Source organism: Canibacter zhuwentaonis (assembly GCF_018531145.1).
GTDB lineage: Bacteria > Actinomycetota > Actinomycetes > Actinomycetales > Microbacteriaceae > Canibacter > Canibacter zhuwentaonis.
This window is the reverse complement of sequence record NZ_JAHDSZ010000004.1, coordinates 76540-94019: the sequence shown is the minus strand read 5'-3', so window position 1 is coordinate 94019 and position 17480 is coordinate 76540. Positions and strand designations below refer to the sequence as shown.

Annotated in this window: 17 protein-coding genes and 1 tRNA gene; 10 read left to right on the top strand and 8 right to left on the bottom strand. The window is 51.4% G+C overall.

The genetic code is table 11. The annotated features are described in order from the left end of the window. Positions 1-2 precede the first annotated feature (2 nt). Entirely contained in the window at positions 3-569 is a 567-nt protein-coding gene (locus KJY78_RS03450) for a hypothetical protein (RefSeq protein ID WP_214337212.1), read from the bottom strand. On the opposite strand from KJY78_RS03450, the gene KJY78_RS03445 reads away from it, so the two are divergent. Next, entirely contained in the window at positions 557-823 is a 267-nt protein-coding gene (locus KJY78_RS03445) for a hypothetical protein (protein ID WP_214337211.1), read from the top strand. The two genes, KJY78_RS03450 and KJY78_RS03445, sit on opposite strands and share 13 nt — an antisense overlap. Here KJY78_RS03445 and dnaB read toward each other — a convergent pair. Next, positions 789-2156 (bottom strand): replicative DNA helicase, encoded by a 1368-nt coding sequence (gene dnaB, locus KJY78_RS03440; protein ID WP_214337210.1) that lies wholly within the window; start codon positions 2154-2156, stop codon positions 789-791. The genes KJY78_RS03445 and dnaB overlap by 35 nt on opposite strands. 430 nt (positions 2157-2586) lie before the next feature. On the opposite strand from dnaB, the gene KJY78_RS03435 reads away from it, so the two are divergent. From KJY78_RS03435 to KJY78_RS03410, 6 genes are all read left to right on the top strand, one after another. Then, the gene (locus KJY78_RS03435) at positions 2587-3765 is read left to right on the top strand and encodes an HtaA domain-containing protein (protein WP_214337209.1); all 1179 of its coding nucleotides are present in this window, start codon (positions 2587-2589) and stop codon (positions 3763-3765) included. A gap of 96 nt (positions 3766-3861) precedes the next feature. After that, positions 3862-3943: transfer RNA gene (locus tag KJY78_RS03430), tRNA-Tyr, on the top strand. 314 nt (positions 3944-4257) lie between these two features. Further along, complete coding sequence (locus KJY78_RS03425; RefSeq protein ID WP_214337208.1) at positions 4258-5079, top strand: hypothetical protein; 822 nt, start codon at positions 4258-4260, stop codon at positions 5077-5079. Between the two features lie 8 nt (positions 5080-5087). Continuing rightward, positions 5088-5831 (top strand): hypothetical protein, encoded by a 744-nt coding sequence (locus tag KJY78_RS03420; RefSeq protein ID WP_214337207.1) that lies wholly within the window; start codon positions 5088-5090, stop codon positions 5829-5831. A gap of 247 nt (positions 5832-6078) precedes the next feature. Continuing rightward, entirely contained in the window at positions 6079-7125 is a 1047-nt protein-coding gene (locus tag KJY78_RS03415) for a virulence RhuM family protein (RefSeq protein WP_214337206.1), read from the top strand. Then, positions 7112-7387, top strand: coding sequence for a hypothetical protein (locus KJY78_RS03410; protein WP_214337205.1), 276 nt, complete (start codon positions 7112-7114; stop codon positions 7385-7387). Before KJY78_RS03415 ends, KJY78_RS03410 begins: the two co-directional genes overlap by 14 nt. Positions 7388-7538: 151 nt before the next feature. Here the strand turns inward: KJY78_RS03410 and KJY78_RS03405 are convergent, their stop codons facing one another. Next, positions 7539-8381: an Abi family protein gene (locus KJY78_RS03405; RefSeq protein WP_214337204.1), complete on the bottom strand. Its 843-nt coding sequence runs from the start codon at positions 8379-8381 to the stop codon at positions 7539-7541. Positions 8382-8994: 613 nt separating this feature from the next. Here KJY78_RS03405 and KJY78_RS03400 point away from each other — a divergent pair. Together KJY78_RS03400 and KJY78_RS03395 are read left to right on the top strand one after the other, a co-directional pair. Further along, complete coding sequence (locus KJY78_RS03400; protein ID WP_214337203.1) at positions 8995-10221, top strand: hypothetical protein; 1227 nt, start codon at positions 8995-8997, stop codon at positions 10219-10221. Positions 10222-10233: 12 nt separating this feature from the next. Then, a complete protein-coding gene (locus KJY78_RS03395; RefSeq protein ID WP_214337202.1) occupies positions 10234-10884 on the top strand; it encodes an ABC transporter ATP-binding protein in 651 nt (216 codons plus the stop codon). A 6-nt stretch (positions 10885-10890) separates the two neighbouring features. Here KJY78_RS03395 and KJY78_RS03390 read toward each other — a convergent pair whose 3' ends face one another. From KJY78_RS03390 to KJY78_RS03375, 4 genes are all read right to left on the bottom strand, one after another. Further along, on the bottom strand, positions 10891-11604 hold the full coding sequence (locus KJY78_RS03390) for a YggS family pyridoxal phosphate-dependent enzyme (protein WP_214337201.1): 714 nt from the start codon (positions 11602-11604) through the stop codon (positions 10891-10893). Between the two features lie 79 nt (positions 11605-11683). Then, positions 11684-12199, bottom strand: coding sequence for an SseB family protein (locus KJY78_RS03385; RefSeq protein ID WP_250544133.1), 516 nt, complete (start codon positions 12197-12199; stop codon positions 11684-11686). A 97-nt stretch (positions 12200-12296) separates the two neighbouring features. After that, a complete protein-coding gene (nucS, locus tag KJY78_RS03380) occupies positions 12297-12989 on the bottom strand; it encodes an endonuclease NucS (RefSeq protein ID WP_214337200.1) in 693 nt (230 codons plus the stop codon). Positions 12990-13150: 161 nt separating this feature from the next. Beyond that, positions 13151-14467 carry an MATE family efflux transporter gene (locus KJY78_RS03375; protein ID WP_250544132.1) on the bottom strand — a complete coding sequence of 439 codons (1317 nt, stop codon included), beginning with the start codon at positions 14465-14467 and terminating at the stop codon, positions 13151-13153. Positions 14468-14595: 128 nt separating this feature from the next. On the opposite strand from KJY78_RS03375, the gene KJY78_RS03370 reads away from it, so the two are divergent. Further along, positions 14596-16551, top strand: coding sequence for a M13 family metallopeptidase (locus KJY78_RS03370; RefSeq protein WP_214337199.1), 1956 nt, complete (start codon positions 14596-14598; stop codon positions 16549-16551). Here KJY78_RS03370 and trhO read toward each other — a convergent pair. Continuing rightward, the gene (trhO, locus tag KJY78_RS03365) at positions 16541-17476 is read right to left on the bottom strand and encodes an oxygen-dependent tRNA uridine(34) hydroxylase TrhO (RefSeq protein ID WP_348771183.1); all 936 of its coding nucleotides are present in this window, start codon (positions 17474-17476) and stop codon (positions 16541-16543) included. The genes KJY78_RS03370 and trhO overlap by 11 nt on opposite strands. Between the last annotated feature and the right edge of the window lie 4 nt (positions 17477-17480).

Here is a 17480-nt window from a genome sequence, read left to right as displayed (position 1 = left end):
ACTTAAACGGTATCGCTTTCTGCTGTGTGCGTGTCAAAAGCGGCGATTAACCCAAAAATTCCGATAATAACTCCGTAGCCGCCAAACGCACCGATTACACTAACCTGATCGGTCCTTACTATGAAAACAAAAACTGCCAGCATTCCTGCCAAAATCGCCGTTAACGGCAGCAAGTTACGATCACGCGGCGCTGAGTTTTTCAACTTAACCAGCACCGAAAGTCTCGCAAAAAACACCCCGAGCGCCCACAAAATCACAGTCAGGCTAAATACGGCAACGCTGCTGGCAAGCAGGAAAGTTATAAAGACCGCGAGCGCGTCAATAATAGCGAGCGGGAAATGGTGCCTGCGCTGTTTCTGATCCGCCTTAATAAGCACCTGCGCAAGCAGCCGGGCGACGGCGAAAACCGCCAAGCTAACGGCGAATATTGCGCGGTTAGCGGTGAGATTTTCGTGCAGTACCGCGGTGAACAGCACGGTTAGCCCACTCACCAGGTGCAAAGCCGCCTCCAGCGCCAGTGCCGGATACACCCGCGCCGCGCCGTTTAGCTGTGTTTGTGCATGATTCATTACCACCCCTTTTGCGCCACCATATTATCTTAGCGCGTAGCACGCACACGCTCGACGCGCTGGGTGTGCGGTGCGCAATATGCGCTCGACTCGCGCTGCGCGTGCCGCGTGCAACACGCAGCCAGCTCACGCTGCACGCCGCCTACTACGTCTCACAGCTGCTGAATACGCTGCACAACACGCGGCGCTCCCGACACACGTACAGCACCCAGCCGCAGTTTACGGCGCAACAACTTCCTGCGGCATATCCCTAAAGCGCGAGTACATTCCCTGAAAAGCGACATGAATCGTGCCCGTCGGGCCGTTACGCTGTTTTGCGAGGATAATATCCGCCTCGCCCGAACGATCCAATTTAGGATCAGCGTCACGGTGTAACAGTATCACAACGTCGGCATCCTGCTCGAGCGAGCCGGACTCGCGCAGATCGCTCATCATTGGGCGCTTATCAGCCCGCGCCTCAGAGGCACGGTTGAGCTGGCTCAGCGCAACAACTGGCACATCCAGCTCTTTGGCGAGCAACTTCAGCGCCCGTGAGAACTCGCTCACCTCTTGCTGGCGACTCTCGCTCCGCTTCCCGCTCGAGAGCAGCTGCAGGTAGTCAATAACCACCATCTCCAGCCCGTCGCGCTGTTTGAGGCGGCGGCATTTTGCGCGGATCTCCGCGAGCGACATATTCGGGCTGTCGTCGATAAACAGCTTCTTACCGCTCACGCGAGCTTGCGCATCGGCGACCATTGCCCAGTTGCGATCGTCGAGCTGGCCGCTGCGCAGCGTGCCCAGCGGCACACTCGCCTCCGCCGATATCAGCCGCATTGCAATTTCACTGCGTCCCATTTCTAACGAGAAAAACACTGTGGTTTTGTTCGAGCGGATCGCTGCCGCGCGCGCAACGTCTAGTGCGAAGGTTGATTTACCAATCGCCGGGCGGGCCGCGATAATAATCATCTGACCGCCGGAAAAACCAGTTGTTTTTGTGTCCAGCTCAGCAAAGCCCGTGGCGATACCAGTCATGCCGTCTGAGTTTCTTGACGCCAGCTCAATATCTTCCATTGCGGCTTCCAACGCAACGTCGAGCGAAACGTAATCTTCTGCTTGACCGTCTCCTGTGACTCGGTAGATTTCAGACTGCGCCGCGTTCACCAGGTCAACCGGGTCGCCCTCCTGCGCGTACCCCATCTGCACAATTTTTGTACCGGCGTTAATCATCCGCCGTAACAGGGCTTTTTCTTGCACAACCTCGGCATAGTAGTCAGCGTTGGCGGCCGTTGGCACGGAGTTCATCAGCTCGTACAGGTAGTCAGCCCCGCCAATTTTACCGAGTTTGCCCTGTTTTGTCATGTAATTGATGAGGGTTACAACATCGACGGGGTCGCCGGTTTCGTAGAGACCACGAATTGAGGCGTAGATAATTTCGTGCTTGGGCACGTAGAAATCTGTGCTTTTTAAGATGCCGATAACCATTGCGATTGCCTCGGGGGAAATTAGCATCGACCCGAGCACCGTTTGTTCTGCGGATATTTCGTGTGGCGGCACGCGCAACTCACCCTGCCCAGGATCGTGGACCGGTGGATAGACCGCCTCGCTCATAACTCTCACTTTCAAATATTTTTATGCCCTGACAAAAATAGATGATAGCCGTGCGAGGAGCAAATTCTATCTGTGGAAAACTCTGAGGATAACTTCGCAAAACGCCGGGTAGTTATCAACAAGCGGCCTGTGGATTTGTTGATAACCGCTTGTTTGTTGTCGGACAATAGCGCTTTGACCTGGGATTTTAGTTTCCACACGGAGAAAAACTTTCAACCTTAATCTACAGGTTTAGAGTTGCGGATTTATTTCATCTGTGGAAAAGATCCGCTCAAAACGTCGCCTTAAACAGCCTTCCCTTGACTTTCTTTGCGCAGCAGCATCTGATCCGCTCTGCGCAAAAACGTCTAGCCTTTTTGCACATCAGATGATACGCTATTGGGGTAAGCAGCTACACGAGTAGCGATTCAGACAACTTGTAAGGTGAAATATGAAGTCTAGAAACAAATTTGTAGGAGCGGCACTCGCGCTCCTAGTTGGCGCGGGAAGCTTTGCTCTCGCTCCAACAGTTGCAAACGCAGAACCCGGGAATACAACCAATTACGTAATCGACGACGGGGCTTTTTCCTGGGGATTTAGAGATTCCTTCCGCAGCTACGTAACAAACCCTGCTCTAGCAAAAGGCACAATAACACCCGTCGGCGGCGTTACCGCTGATACAGACATTACAGCCCCGGGCAAAACCTTCCACTGGACAAACGGCAAGGGTAAATATAGCTACGGCGCAAACCCGTCTGGCAGTATCGCATTTTCTGGCGGAGTGCATTTCAAAGCGCACGAAGGATTACTCGATCTAACATTCTCAAACCCGGTTGTTAAGTTCACATCTAAAACAGAAGGCGTGCTATTACTAGACCTTAAAGGTCTAAAGTTCAAAAGTTTCACCGAAAAAGGAGAAATTTTTGACGTTAAGGCTGTAGAATTTGCAAAGTTTAAAGTTACAAAAATGCCGAGCATCGATCGCGGCAAATTGACCATTAGCGCCTCAGACGTAACTATTACAGAAGCTGGTCGCACTTTCACAGGTTCTTTCTATCAGCCTAACACCAAGCTCGACCCCCTGAAAGTGTCATTCACCCTCAAGAAAGCTGCGGATTCAGTTGACCAACCAGCTGATTCAACCGCTCCTCCTGCAACACACACTCATCCTAAAACCAGCGCCACCGTTAACGGCAAGAGCGAAGATGTGCAAATTGTGGCTGGCAAAGAGGTTGAGCTTAAAGCAAGCGGCTTCGATCCATACGAAACGGTTGAGATCTGGGTTAACAGCACTCCTGTGCATATCACTACAACCCGCGCAAACCTAGACGGTGATGTGAGCTACCTCTGGACTGTTCCAGAAGATTTTGAACTGGGTCTTCACACCTTCAACTTCAAGGGCACCAAAAACAGCACCTCGATAAAGGCTACTGTGATCGCTCCGGAGAGCGCAAAACCTGTTCCGGCTGACACTGCAGCTAGCGTCGCTAAAAAATCAACCGGCGCTAAAAAAGAACTTGCTAGCACCGGCGCGGCTGACAGCGTGCTGCCAATGGGTATCGCAACTCTCTCAGCGCTTGTGGGAGCCGCAGCTCTGGTAGTTGCGTCACGTCGCAAACAGAACGCTTAAAACCGTTAAACAAGCAGTGGCACGGGGTTCAAGCCTCGTGCCACTGCTTTTATTTGCGTGCCTGCTTAAATGCTGCTAAAATTTGTTGCGTAACGCGGCGAGTTACCCAAGCGGCCAAAGGGATCTGACTGTAAATCAGCTGTCAACGACTTCGGGGGTTCGAATCCCTCACTCGCCACAGATTAAATGCTGGCTTAGATTACTTCTGAGTCAGCGTTTTAAATGTAAATCTTGCCCTGACAGAAATCCAGCCCACACTCGACACAATAATCAAGGCGGGCTGAACGGTTAATTTAAGTATATGCGATAAAACTTGCAAGCGCCAATTTTAACTCTGACGTATGCCCGGGCGCGTGACTGCGGAAACTCACACCTGCTAGTGCTACGCTGAGCGTGTACACTTTTCATCGCAATGCCTTAAAATTGTATGATTCACAACAAACCCGAGCATTCAAAAGGATGTAACCGCGAAGCCTAAGAAAACGTAAAATCATGCGAAATAAAAACTTCGCTTACTTTGCAATTGTGCTCTTCGTAAGTATTCTTGCGGCTTCTACCGGGCTAGCTATTACTTGGGGCATAACAGAGCGAAATGCTCTGATCTTCAACTCTGGTAGCGAGTCTTCAGCGATTCGCGTCAAACAGCTTGCTGACGGCAACCATGAGAGTTTATACCAGCAGTTAAACCGCTTTTCGCAAGAGCACAATATAGCGCTTATCATAGACGGCGAAGGCGATGGTTTTCCCGGGTTAGCGGTGGTTGATCCGCTTGCAATATTGCCCTGGCTAAACCAGCACAGTGCCACTTCTGCCCGCGCAGAACCAGGCGAAACCGAGCGAGTCTATATCTTTGAAAACACGTTCTGCGCAAGCGCCTACGCTCAAACGGGCGCGTGTGAGCTGACGCCGCCAAACAGCGAAATTACCGCTGTCATAGCCCCTCCCGCAGGAGTCAGCTACCATCAGTACGCGCTTGTTCCCGGTATATCAACTCCTCTTATCTCGGCTCGCATTATTCTAACGAGCAAAGATCCTGTTGTGCTCTCGAAAATAACGCAGATTTTTGAGCAGCGCGAATTTGATACCCGCGCTATAACCCCACCGCCTCTGTGGCTAGAACTGGCGCAAAATCGGCCGATCATGATTTCAGGCGGGCTTTTCGCCGGTGGGCTATTTTGTGCCGCTGTTTTCTGGAAAACCCGCAGACAAGGATTTGAATCAAAATTACGCATCCGCATAACCACAAGGCATCTCGCTCTGACCGTGCGCAGACGACCTCATACGCTGAGCATCACGGCGGTTTTGGGCTTGTAACCCTGGTGATGGCGCTAATTTTAACGGATGTGCTAACCGAGGCCGAAGCACTGCGCGGCGGGCGCAATTTAAGACAGGCAAACGCCGTAGTGTTCACGCCGGTGTACCCTCCGCAAACGGTGTCAAAAACCTCTCCAGACAGCCTTGAACTGCTCCGTAACCAGATTGAATCGCACCGCGCCTACACCTCAATAACAAGCAACCTGACCGTCACCGAACCAGAGCTATTCGGCACCACGCGCACAATAGCTGTTGTTGGCAGCAGGGCGTTTGAGATGTTTCCAAGTCTTGGTCGTGGTTGCACGGCCCCCTGCGTGCTGCGGGGAGCCGCGCTCGACGCGGTGGTTGATCCGCTGGTGTTTCGTGGCACGCAAATAGAACAGGGCGGATCGCTGCCGCGCGGTGCTACATGGTTTGACGCGAACGCTGCGGGGCTCAATCTTGATTCTTTTCAAATACTTGTTCTCGCGCCGGATCAGTTCGAGATTTTAGACGAGTACGAGCGGGAAAAGCTACTCACAGCGGCGGTGCTTTTAGACCCGGAATCTGACGTTATGCAACAGTTTTTGAAGACCGCGCGGGCAAGCGAGCTGTATCTGGTTCCAAGCTATCTTGCAACGGATCAGACTGAACGTTTTAACGGTTTAATGACCAGGGTCGCCCTGTACGTTTTAGCTCTGCTTGCTTTTAGCGGGCTAGCGATATTTTCATACAGCGCCGCAGTTGGCAAGATAATAAAGCAGGAAAGCTAGAGCGCATGATAAAATTATTAAACTAGAAAGTTTAGCTAACAGTCTTTTTGCAACGGTATCTAACATAACTGAGGAAAACCGAATGGTCGCTAAAAACAGCACGAAAGCGCTCCAGCAGACGCTATGGGAGGCGGCAGACAACTGCACGGCTCAAGGTATAAACACGTCGTCTTCGGGTGGCTAAAGCACAGAGAACCGTCACCGAAGCCACAAGCCAAGATGTAGATGAACCCGTAGAGGAGCATCCATGAGCAGGTCATTCGATTCAAGGAAGCTGATTAAGCACTCTTCTGCCCGGTTTCTCACTTTCACGGCGAACGAAGAATTCGATATTGAAATTCGCTACGAAGCCGACACAATTTGGCTAACGCAAAAACTGATGGCGCAGCTTTTTGACATTAATCTCCGCACCGTGAACGAGCATATCCGCAATATCTTTCGCTCGGGAGAACTCGCTGCAGATTCAGTTATCCGGAAATTCCGGATAACTGCCAAAGACGGCAAATCATATTTAACTCAGCACTACAACCTCGACGCTATTATCTCTGTTGGCTACCGCGTGAACTCCGTACGTGCTACCCAATTCCGCCAGTGGGCTACTCGTATTTTGCGCGATTTTACGCTGCGCGGCTACGTAATCGATCGCGAGCGTATGGAGCAGGGTGAAATCCTCGGTGTCGATTATTTCGAGCAGTTACTCCAAGAGATCCGCGAGATCCGCCTTTCCGAACGACGTTTCTATCAGAAGGTCACAGACATCTACGCCACAGCAGTAGACTATGACAAAGATGCGCCAACCACTCGAAAATTCTTTACCCTGATGCAAAACAAACTTCATTTTGCGGTACACGGTCACACAGCCGCTGAAGTTATTAGGCAGCGCGCCAATGCTGACCAGCCGCATATGGGACTCACCTCTTGGAAAAACGCGCCCGATGGGAAGATTATACGATCTGATGTGACAATTGGGGAAAACTATCTCACACCAGATGAGCTAGCGGATCTTGATCATCTCGTAGAAGCCTATCTTAACCTTGGAGAGTCGCGCGCGAAACGTCACATACCAACCACGATGGAAGAGTGGATTGCGTTTCTCGATAGGGTGATCAAACTAGACGCGCGTGAGCTTCTCGTAGACGCTGGAAAGATCACAAAAGAGATTGCGCATCAGCACGCTATTAAAGAATATGATAAGTTTCGGATAGAGCAAGACGCTAACCACGTATCGGATTTTGACGCTTTCAATGCTGCTGCGCAGCAAGCTATCGCAAGAAAAAACCGTGAACAAGATTAATGAGTCGGTGATTGAGCAATTATCATTGGATCATTGCCGGGAAATCGGGTATCGCACAGAATACGCACCAGATTGCGCGACAGTTGGCGGAGTCAGGGCACAGTATTCTGATGTAGTGCTATGGGATAAAGCAGACGCTACTTTGCAGCGGCTCAACCTAAATGCATCAACACAGTTAATTTCGGCAGCAATAAAACGTATTCAACGTGCCGAAGCACAAGATGCGATATTGGAGAACAAGCGACTATTAGCCAAAAATTAGCTAACAAGAAGGTTTTTGGGCATTTCTCCATACTTTCGCGGGGTTGCTATTCCTGCTTCTAAGAAGGGTGAGCGCTTTAAGATTGGATTTATAGTCTCCTCAAGCCAATTATGCGCTATGCCCGTTTTACACGCCATCGCGTCCACAGCAATCAATATTTTGTAAATAGATATATCATCAAAGCACCGCACCTCTCTCGCTTTATGAACCTGTTTTGGCTGTAAAGCAGGTTTATCGAGTACAGCGTGATTCCATAGTTTCGCGCAATGGGAGATGCGATTACGCAGGTATACAAAAGAGCGTATCTGACTGGGTAAATCTTTTTTGATACCGACATTGATTCCGCAACGTCCTTAAGCACTCCCGATTCTTCCGAAGCCTTAAGCATTTTAGATATAACTCCAAACGAGAGCACCTCCACAGCGACCCAAATAGGCATATCCTCATAAGCCTTTGGAAGGCAACAACGTTCTCCTTCGCCGCTGAGGTAGCATGTGCGGTAGTGTTTAATGAAGGGTTCTTTGCTCTGATTAAGACTACGTAAAATATCTTCTTCTACTGGACGCCCCTTCGCCTTCTTCGGTAGCTGCGTGAATCCAACGCCTTTGGCAAAAAAGCCTTTTGGTGAAACCCGGTGAGCATAGTAATAGGCGAAGCGAGTGCGAACGAGCACTTCCAAGGATTGCAGAAGCAGAAAACACGCGACCTTAAATTCTTCTTCCGCTATGTACAGGCCATGAATCGTAACGAAGGAAGAACCCTTCATAAATCTATTGTCACCGTTTCTAGGATCTTCCTGCCAGTAACGAAAATAACCCGACAGTCGATAGTAGTTAACCCGAGATAGAAACTTTTCACACTCGTCTTGATCATCAATGCTAAGCCCTCTTTTACGAAGCAAATTGACCTGGTCACTATAGCTCAGGAATTCCTTCTCTACCACCATTTGTTTATTATAATATGCACGCTTAATTAAAAAGATGTCCCCGACCATTTATGCATAACTCTCGCGAGTCAGTGGGCCGATCGGGGATCTATCATTATTCAGAATACAGGAAACAGTGAGATTTGTCTATCTTGACAAAGATTATCCAACAAGCTAAATTTACCCCTAGATCTTAGAAATACTAGCTTTGTAACAGAGAAGGCAACGCAACCATGAGCCACCCGGCACCCAAGTCTCTAATGCGGCTACCTAACTTTATTGAGCTGGCGTGCTTATACTCCGGGTGCTTTTTCCTTGCGGGGTATCTTGTGTATCTTGAACAGAGATCCGCTGAATCCTATGTTTTAATGAGGTTTCTTAAGTTTATTCTCGTTAATCAAACACCTTTTCTGCTCAGCCTATCGACAATAGCTGTCATATTTCACTATCGGCTTTTAGTGAACTCCAAAACCGAGATTCACTGCCGTCTACTTGTCGGTGATACGCTCCTCAGGATCCGCACGAAATACGCAGTCCGCTGCTTATTAACGCTGGCGGTGTGCTTTGCGCTGGCAATATTAGTGCAACTGGCGATGGGTTTTAACACCGTCAATTCCCTGCATCTATTAGCAACTTTTACTGCGTACATCCTCGCGAGCATTCTTTTAATCAAAGTAAAAACATGAAACCTTTCCGCTTTTTCTTAACCCGTATTTTTCTGCGCAAACCGCTGCTTGCCGCGATCACCCTTATTCTGCTCTTCATCGCAAATTACACCACCTTTACAGTGGCTCGCACAGTAGTTTCCACGGCAGAAGGGCGTCAAGAGGTCGCTCGCTTTGAAGCGCCGGGAACTTTTATCGCAAACCTTGATCCCGCTGCTAAAAACGACCTGAACGATATTTCAACAGATTCACTCCAGAGCGTCTATAACCGCTTAGCAGCAGACTATGAATACGCGCTCTTTACCGATGGCTATATAACAGATCTGCCAAACAGCCGCAAAATCGAAGTTCCTGTGGCGTATATGAATCAAAAATACAACGAGCTAAACGGATTTACCGTCGCCGAAGGCTCCGGGCTAAGTTTTAGCCCCGATTTTAATAAATCTGACGAGATCCCGGTACTGGTGGGCAAAGGTCTCGCCGCCGATTACCCTGTGGGCGCAAAGTTCTCAATGCTCGACCCGGCAACAGACCGAACTCTGCGCTACATTGTTTCCGGTATCCTCGCCACAAACTCGGCTCATTCAAACCTGTACGCGCTTGATTCTAAGCAGTATTACAACTTTTCAGTGGTTGTGCCCGTAACCGAGTCGTACATTAAAAGCACGGGCACAGCTTTTAAAATCAACGCACTAATGGATCTGACCCTGACTAATACCACCAGATCAGAGGTAACAAGCCTGGGCACCTACATAGAGCAGCTAATCTCGCTCAAGTTCAATTTTTTCAGCCAGCAGGATAATATCAACTTTTACAACAAGCACTTCGGATCCGCCATGTTCACGCTTGTGCTGGTTACAACCCTGCTTGTGCTCCTAATTGTTGCCCTGTCCGTTTACAGCTCACTGGCCGGCGTGAAAATTATGATGCGCGAGTTTACAATCAGCATCCTCGCCGGGCTGAGCTATAAAAAGTTCCGGCGGCTCATTGCCACCTACTACGCTTTGCTGGCTTTGCTCACCACATCCGCTCTGACCGTCCTAGTTGCATACTCGAGGTATGCTAGCTGGCTCAAAAAAGATGCCGATTTAATAACCTACGGCTTCGGCGGCGGATTAATTTCCATGGATTGGATGGCTCTCCTATCCGCGCTGCTGGTCAATATTATTTTAGTAACTGTGGTAACACAGGTCACAACCTGGAGGATAAAACGCGTCCCCATCTCGATTGGAATTTTACAGTGACAAATAATCTTATTGAACTCAGCGTTAAGCACAAGGCGTATAAAAAAAGGGCTATCTCCCGTAACAGCTCTTGGCAATTTTTCTCTGACCGTAACAGCCGGAGAGAGAGTTGCTGTCGTTGGCGAGTCTGGTGTTGGCAAGAGCACACTGCTCAACATTTTGGGCCTAATCGATCGTAAATTCACGGGCAGTTACAGACTACTCGGCGAGCAAGTGTTAGATCTCTCAGAAACCGAGTTAGCGCGGTGGCGCAACAAGAAAATCGGATTCGTGCTGCAAGAATCAGCGCTTATTAACTCCCTGAGCATCGCAGAAAACATCACCCTGCCGCTGCTCTATGCAAAACCTCAGCCGCACAACTGGCGCAAGAGGTTTGATAAGATTGTGCAACATTTAGAAATAGGCTCTATTATCAAAAAGAAACCGCTTGAGTGTTCCGGAGGAGAAAAGGCAAGGGCTGTATTCGCCCGAGCCATAATTCTAAACCCACAGCTTATTCTCGCCGATGAGCCAACCGCTTCTCTAGACGAGGCAAACAGAGCGCGTATTATGCAGCTTTTGCACAACCTGAATCAGGATTTTGGCAGCACTGTTATTACCGTCACACACAACGCATCTATAGCTGCGGCGCACGATAGAGCTACTAAACTAAACGCCGGTTAAAAGCACCTAATTTCTGCTCCCAAAAATACTGCTACCAACGCGCACGCAGGTTGAACCCTCCGCAATGGCGAGTTCGAAATCGCCCGACATTCCCATTGACAGCTCCGCGCCGCACACGTTCTCACCAAAATCACGCACGGCCGAGTCGCGAATACCACGCAAGCGCGCAAAACAAGCCGCCACCTCCGCGCTGTTATCGGTGTTTGCCGCCATGGTCATAAACCCGCGCACGCGCAAACTCGCATACCCCGCAAGCTGCTCTAAAAGAGCCGGCACCGCAGCGGGATCCGCCCCAAACTTCGATGCCTCACCAGAAGTGTTAACCTGCACAAAAACATCAAGCTCGCGCCCGGCAAGCTGCAACCGCTTATGCAGCGCCGCAGCGACTTTTACACTGTCCAGCGCCTGAAACTCACTGGCAAGCTCGGCAACATATTTTGCCTTGTTGGTTTGCAGATGCCCAATAACAGCCCATTTCACCCCGGTGTCTGCCAGATTTTCGCTTTTGCGCACGACCTCCTGCACCTTATTCTCGCCAAACATCACAACCCCCGCCGCCACGGCATTGCGCAGCACCTCTTCGGACACGGTTTTACTCACGGGCAGCAGCCGCACATCTTGCGGATCACGCCCGCTCCTCTCGCAGGTCGCCGCGATCCGCTCTCGCACCAGCTCTAAATTGTGCTGTAAATCGGCTACGCTCTGTGGCTGGGAAATCACCTGTGCTCTTTTCTATTAAATATGGTTAAAGACTGTTAAATGCTGTTATATGCGGCGGATCTGATGTGTCACAGCGCCGCTACTTTTTAGCGAGCGTTGCCGCAGTTATTTCATCATTTCCCGCGGCCAGCTCAATAAATCTGCGCAGCACAACCTGTTTTGCGCCACCGGGGTCAAACTCGACGGCCACAAAAGGCGCGCTTTTAATCAGCAGCAGCGCATCGCGCGCGGGCAGAATAGCGCCCTTGGCGCGCTCACCGCCAGCGCTTAGGCGCAGCTGCTTCATTGAGGTAAACAGCGGCAGCACCGCCTGCCCGCGGGTCGTGCGCAGAATGCGCGCTTTGGGGCCGGCTTTTTTGCTGCTCCATCCGGTAACGTCAACGATTAAATGCCCCTGCCGCAGCGAGTTCAGAAACTCTGCCAGTGCCTCGTAATCTGCCCGCTGCTGCAGTACGTCAAGCGCCGCCACGATTTTCTCGTTGCAGTAGTCGGGTGCAGTTTCGGGGTCTATGCTGTCTGTTGCTTGCTCGGTAACCGATTCGAGGTTTAACCGCTCCGCCGCTTGCTTTGCATCGTGCATATTTTCTCCGCTCATTAAATCAACCGGCTAAATTTGCTCATTAATAATTAAATCTACCAGCTAAAACCACCCGCTAAACCAACGCACTAAATCCGCTCATTAAATCCATCCGCTAAAAAAGCGCGTTCACATCTTCAATATTGCGCATTTTGTCGTAGTCCAAAACCACGCACCGAATCCCCCTGTCAGCCGCGAGCGTGCTCGCCTGCGGCTTAATCTCCTGCGCCGCAAAAATCCCGCTAACCGGCGCAAACAGCGGGTCTTTGTTAAGCTGCGCAAGATAGCGTGTCAGCTGCTCCACCCCGTCAATCTCACCGCGCCGCTTAATTTCAACAGCAACAGTCTGCCCGCTGGCATCTTTCGCCAGAATATCCACGGGTCCAATACTCGTAGAATGCTCACGGCGGATCAGCGAGTACCCCTCCCCGAGCAGCTCTATCTGCTCGGCAAGCAACTCCTGCAGGTGTTTTTCAACACCGTCTTTGATAAGCGCGGGCGCATCACCAAGATCGTACTCGAGCTCTTCGTATACGTGATGAATATAAATAAGCAGTAAGTCTTTGCCCCTGCGCGGCTCAGCACGCAAAATCTCAGAAACCCCGTCTGCCGCCTGTTTTTCATCTGGTTTTTGCCTAAACAGTGTCAGCGGCGCTTTCATCCAGTTGAGCGGTTTATAAGACCCGACATCGGAGTGCACCTGCACACTGCCATCAGCCTTAAAAATTAACATCCGAGCTGCAAGCGGCAGATGGGATGTGATTCTTCCCGTATAATCAACAGAACACTTGGCGATTATTATTTTCACGCATTTAAGAGTACCAGCAATTTAATGGGAGATGCCGACTTGAAGCCGGTAAGAACGCCAGCATTTCAGCGAAATGCCCCGATTTGAAACCGCTAAAAGCACCGGCCGCGCAACAAGCCACCGCGCCGCCTCAAATTACAACCCCCGCAAGCGCGCATAAATCAACGAACAATCCCAAACTTAAGCCACTTTTCAGAGCGCACCCGCAGCCCCAGCGTCGCAAGGCGCGAAACCATATAAACGCCCATAATAGCTAAAATATTAAACGATAAATAGTAACCCGCATCAAGCTGTAAATTATAAACAAGCAGCGCAAAAGCTGGGGAGTAACAGCAGAGATTAAAAATACCCGCCAGCCCCAAATATTTATTATCACCAGCGCCAATTAAAACCCCGTCGTATATAAACACGATCGCACAGAGCGGCTGCAAAATCGCCAGCGTTATAAAAGCCTGCGGCAGAATCACTAGCACAGCCTGATCCGCTGTAAAAATAGCGCCCAGAAAATTAGCGCCCAGCGCCACAAGCACGCCCGCAATAATGCCGCTGTAAACACCCCAGAGCGCAACCCGGCGCACTATTTTTTGCGTTAAAACCTTATCAGACGCGCCAAGCGTTTTACCGATTAGCGCCTGACAGGCAATTGCTAGAGAATCAAAAATAAAAGCGAGCAGCATAAAAACACTGTTGATAATCTGAAATCCGGCGGCAGCCTGCGTGCTGTGCTGAGTCGCCGCGACAACCGCGAGCACCGTACAAACGCGCAGGGTGAGCGTGCGCAGCAGCAGCCACGAGCCCCCGATACCGCTGGCTTTAATCCCCCGCAGGCTCGGGCGCCAGCTCGCCCTGGTCGCGCGCGCCTTTTTATTTATGTGCCACACAAGCGCCGCAGCCATGCCCCACTCCGCAATTACCGTGCCAGTGGCGCTACCCGCAATGCCCCAACCGAGCCCGTAAATAAAAATCGCGTTCAAAACGGCATTGCACGCAAAACCCGCGCCAGAAATAAGCAGCGGCGTGAGCGTGTCTTGCAGGCCGCGCACCAGCCCGCTGGCTGCGAAGGTTATTAAAATCGCCGGCACACCGGCGCTGCTAATAATTAAATAGGTGTGGGCGGATCTGCCCGCGAGACTCTGCCCATCCAGAAAGAAACCCACCAGCAACCCCGGAATTAGCGCCAGCAGCAGCGCAATCAGCACACCGATTAAAGCCGCCAGGTAAATCCCGCTAATGCCCGCCTGAATTGCCTCGCCCATTCTGCCCGCGCCCACATATCTTGCAACTGCGGGAGTTGTTGCGTACGCCAGAAAAATCATCAGCGCAACCGCGGTTGTCAAAATCGTGCTGCCAACCCCGAGCCCGGCTAGAATATCCGCCCCCAAATGCCCGACCATAGCCGTGTCGAGGATTCTAAACAGCGGCTCTGCCACGAGCGTGCCCAGCGCGGGCAGGGTGAGGCGCAGAATCTCTCTGTTCAAAGCCCTGCTGCTTAACAGCGCGCGGGGCGTGGCAGCTTGGTAATTTTTTGACACCCTTTAATTCTTGCGTATACAGGCGGCAAAAACAATAAAAGTAACTTTACAGAACACTTATATATTATCTAGTTATGGCTACTTCAGGAATTAATAAAGCAGAGCTCGACAGCGCGGTGCGCCCCCAAGATGATTTATACCGGCACGTTAATGGCAAGTGGCTCGCCCGCACTGAAATTCCGGCGGATAAGGCTCGTTACGGCGCTTTCTCGATACTCGCAGAAAATGCGGAAGACGCTGTTAGAGATATTATTACCGGCAAAGTTGCTGGATTTGAAGATCCCGCAGATAAAGCGGATCTGACTAAAATAAACACCCTTTTTAACAGCTTTATGGATGAAGCAAAACTGCGCGAGCTGGGCGCGCAGCCGCTGCAACCAGATATCCGGAAGATACTGGGTATTAACAAAATATCCGAGTTTGTGCGTTTAACCGCGCAGTTTGATAAAGCAGGCATTGCCGGGCTTGTGAGTATGTTTATTAACAACGACCCGGGAGATCCGCGCCGCTACGTGCTGTTTATTGCACAGGGCGGCCTGGGTCTGCCAGATGAGTCATACTATCGCGAAGCAGCATATGCACAACTGCGCGATCAGTATGTAGCTCACATTCAAAAAATGTTTGAGCTCGTGAGCATTGACGATGCTGCGCAGCGCGCGCACAGCGTAATGCGGCTCGAGTCGGATATTGCCAAGCACCACTGGGACAGGGTAGCAAGCCGCGATATTCAAAAGGTTTACAACCTTATTAGCTTAGCTCAGCTACAAGAAACAGTGCCGGGCATTAACTGGCAGCTGTACTTTGACGAGCTGGGGCAAACACTCCCGGCGGAGGTTGTGCTGTGCCAGCCCAGCGCGGTAGCAGAGTTTGCGCAGCTGCTCACAGCAGAGCGCCTCACAGACTGGCGCAACTGGCTGCTGTGGCATCTTGTTGCGGGCAGCTCAGAGTTCTTAAGCCCTGAAATTTCCGCCGCAAACTTTGAGTTTTACGGCACCGCACTAACCGGCGCAACACAGCAGCGCGAGCGCTGGCGTCGCGGTGTGGGCTTTGCTGAGGGCGCAATGGGCGAGGCTCTGGGGCGGCTGTACGTGAGCAAGCACTTTGACGAAACCGCCAAGGAGCGCATGCACGAGCTGGTTGCCTATCTCATCGATGCCTACCGCGATTCAATCAACTCGCTGGAGTGGATGAGCCCTGCAACCCGCGCGCGGGCGCTTGAAAAGCTCGAAAAGTTCGTGCCGAAAATTGGATACCCGGTGAAATGGCGCGACTACAGCGCGCTGAAGGTCAATGATAGTCTGCTCGAGAACGCACGGGTCGTGGCGCGGTTTGAAACGGCGCGGGAGTTTGCCAAGCTGGGCAAGCCGGTTGACCGTGACGAGTGGTTTATGACCCCGCAAACAGTTAACGCGTACTACAACCCGACGCTTAACGAAATTGTGTTCCCGGCGGCCGTTTTGCAGCCTCCTTTCTTCGATAAAAACGCTGATATGGCCGCTAACTTCGGCGCTATCGGAGCTGTTATCGGGCACGAAATAGGTCACGGCTTCGACGACCAGGGCTCTCGCTACGACGGCGACGGTAAGCTCACTAACTGGTGGACGCAAGCGGATCGCACTGCCTTTGAACAACGCACCGGATCACTAATCGCGCAGTACAACCAGCTCTCACCGGAGGGCGCGGATGGTAAAACTGTTAACGGCGAGTTTACGATCGGCGAAAATATCGGCGATCTGGGCGGTCTGTCAATCGCGTGGCTAGCTTATAACAGGTTTCTCAACGGCGCGGATGCGCCAGTGATTGACGGGATGAGCGCGGCAGAGCGCTTTTTCTACGCCTGGGCGGCGGCTTGGCAACAGGCAGTGCGCCCGGCAGAAGTGCAGCGCCTGCTCACAATTGATCCGCACTCACCAAACGAGTTTAGGTGCAACCAGATTGTGCGCAATATTGATGTGTTTCACAAAACGTTTAACACAAAGCCGGGCGATAAACTCTGGCTAGACCCGGCAGAGCGCGTTACTATCTGGTAGGTATTTCGCGCAGCCTGTTGTGAGTTGCGCAGTTTGCATCCGTGTGCTCCACGCAGGTTACAAACCGCTCACGACAACTGCGCTCACCGCAGTTCGCAAGCTTGTTTGACGCGCTTTTACAAACTATACACTCACCAATAACCTTAGCTTCAGGCGCGAAATCCATCACCTCGCGACCGTCAAAAACCGCGAGCGAGCCTTCCCACAGCCCGTCGTTGCCAAACATCTCGCCGTAGCGCACAATGCCGCCGTCAATCTGGTAAACCTCGTTAAACCCGCGCTTGCGCATTGCCGCCGAAAGAATCTCGCAGCGAATACCGCCGGTGCAATAGGTGACAATGGGCTTGTCTTTAATGCTGTCGTACTTGCCTGATTCTATCTCGCGCACAAAATCGTGGGTGGTTGTAACATCTGGCACAATCGCGTTTTTGAAGCGCCCAATCTCCGCCTCCCAGGCGTTGCGACCGTCAAAAAACACGGCGTCTTTGCGCGTTGCCATCAGCTCGTTTACCTGCTCGGGCTTAAGGTGCTTGCCGCCGCCGATAACGCCACGCTCACCAACTTGCAACTCGTCTGGCAGTCCAAAGGCCACCAGCTCGTCGCGCACTTTAACGCTCAGTTTTGGAAAATCCGTGACCTGCAACCAGGGAGCGGATCGGTCAACACCGTGCACCAACTGCGGCTTGGTGGTTAGTGCTGTGCCGTCACTCCACTTAACATCCAGCCGAAATCTAGCTTTTGTGGCTTTTAGGTAGGCTTTGCACGCGTCTATTTCGCCTCCCACGGTGCCGTTAATGCCGTGCTTGGAAATAATGATCCGCCCGCGCAAACCCAGTTTTTCGCAGAGTTCGCGCTGCCACATTCTGGTTAGCTCAGGATCTGGCACCGGTTGAAAAGCATAATAAAGCAGTATTTTTGCAGTCACAGCT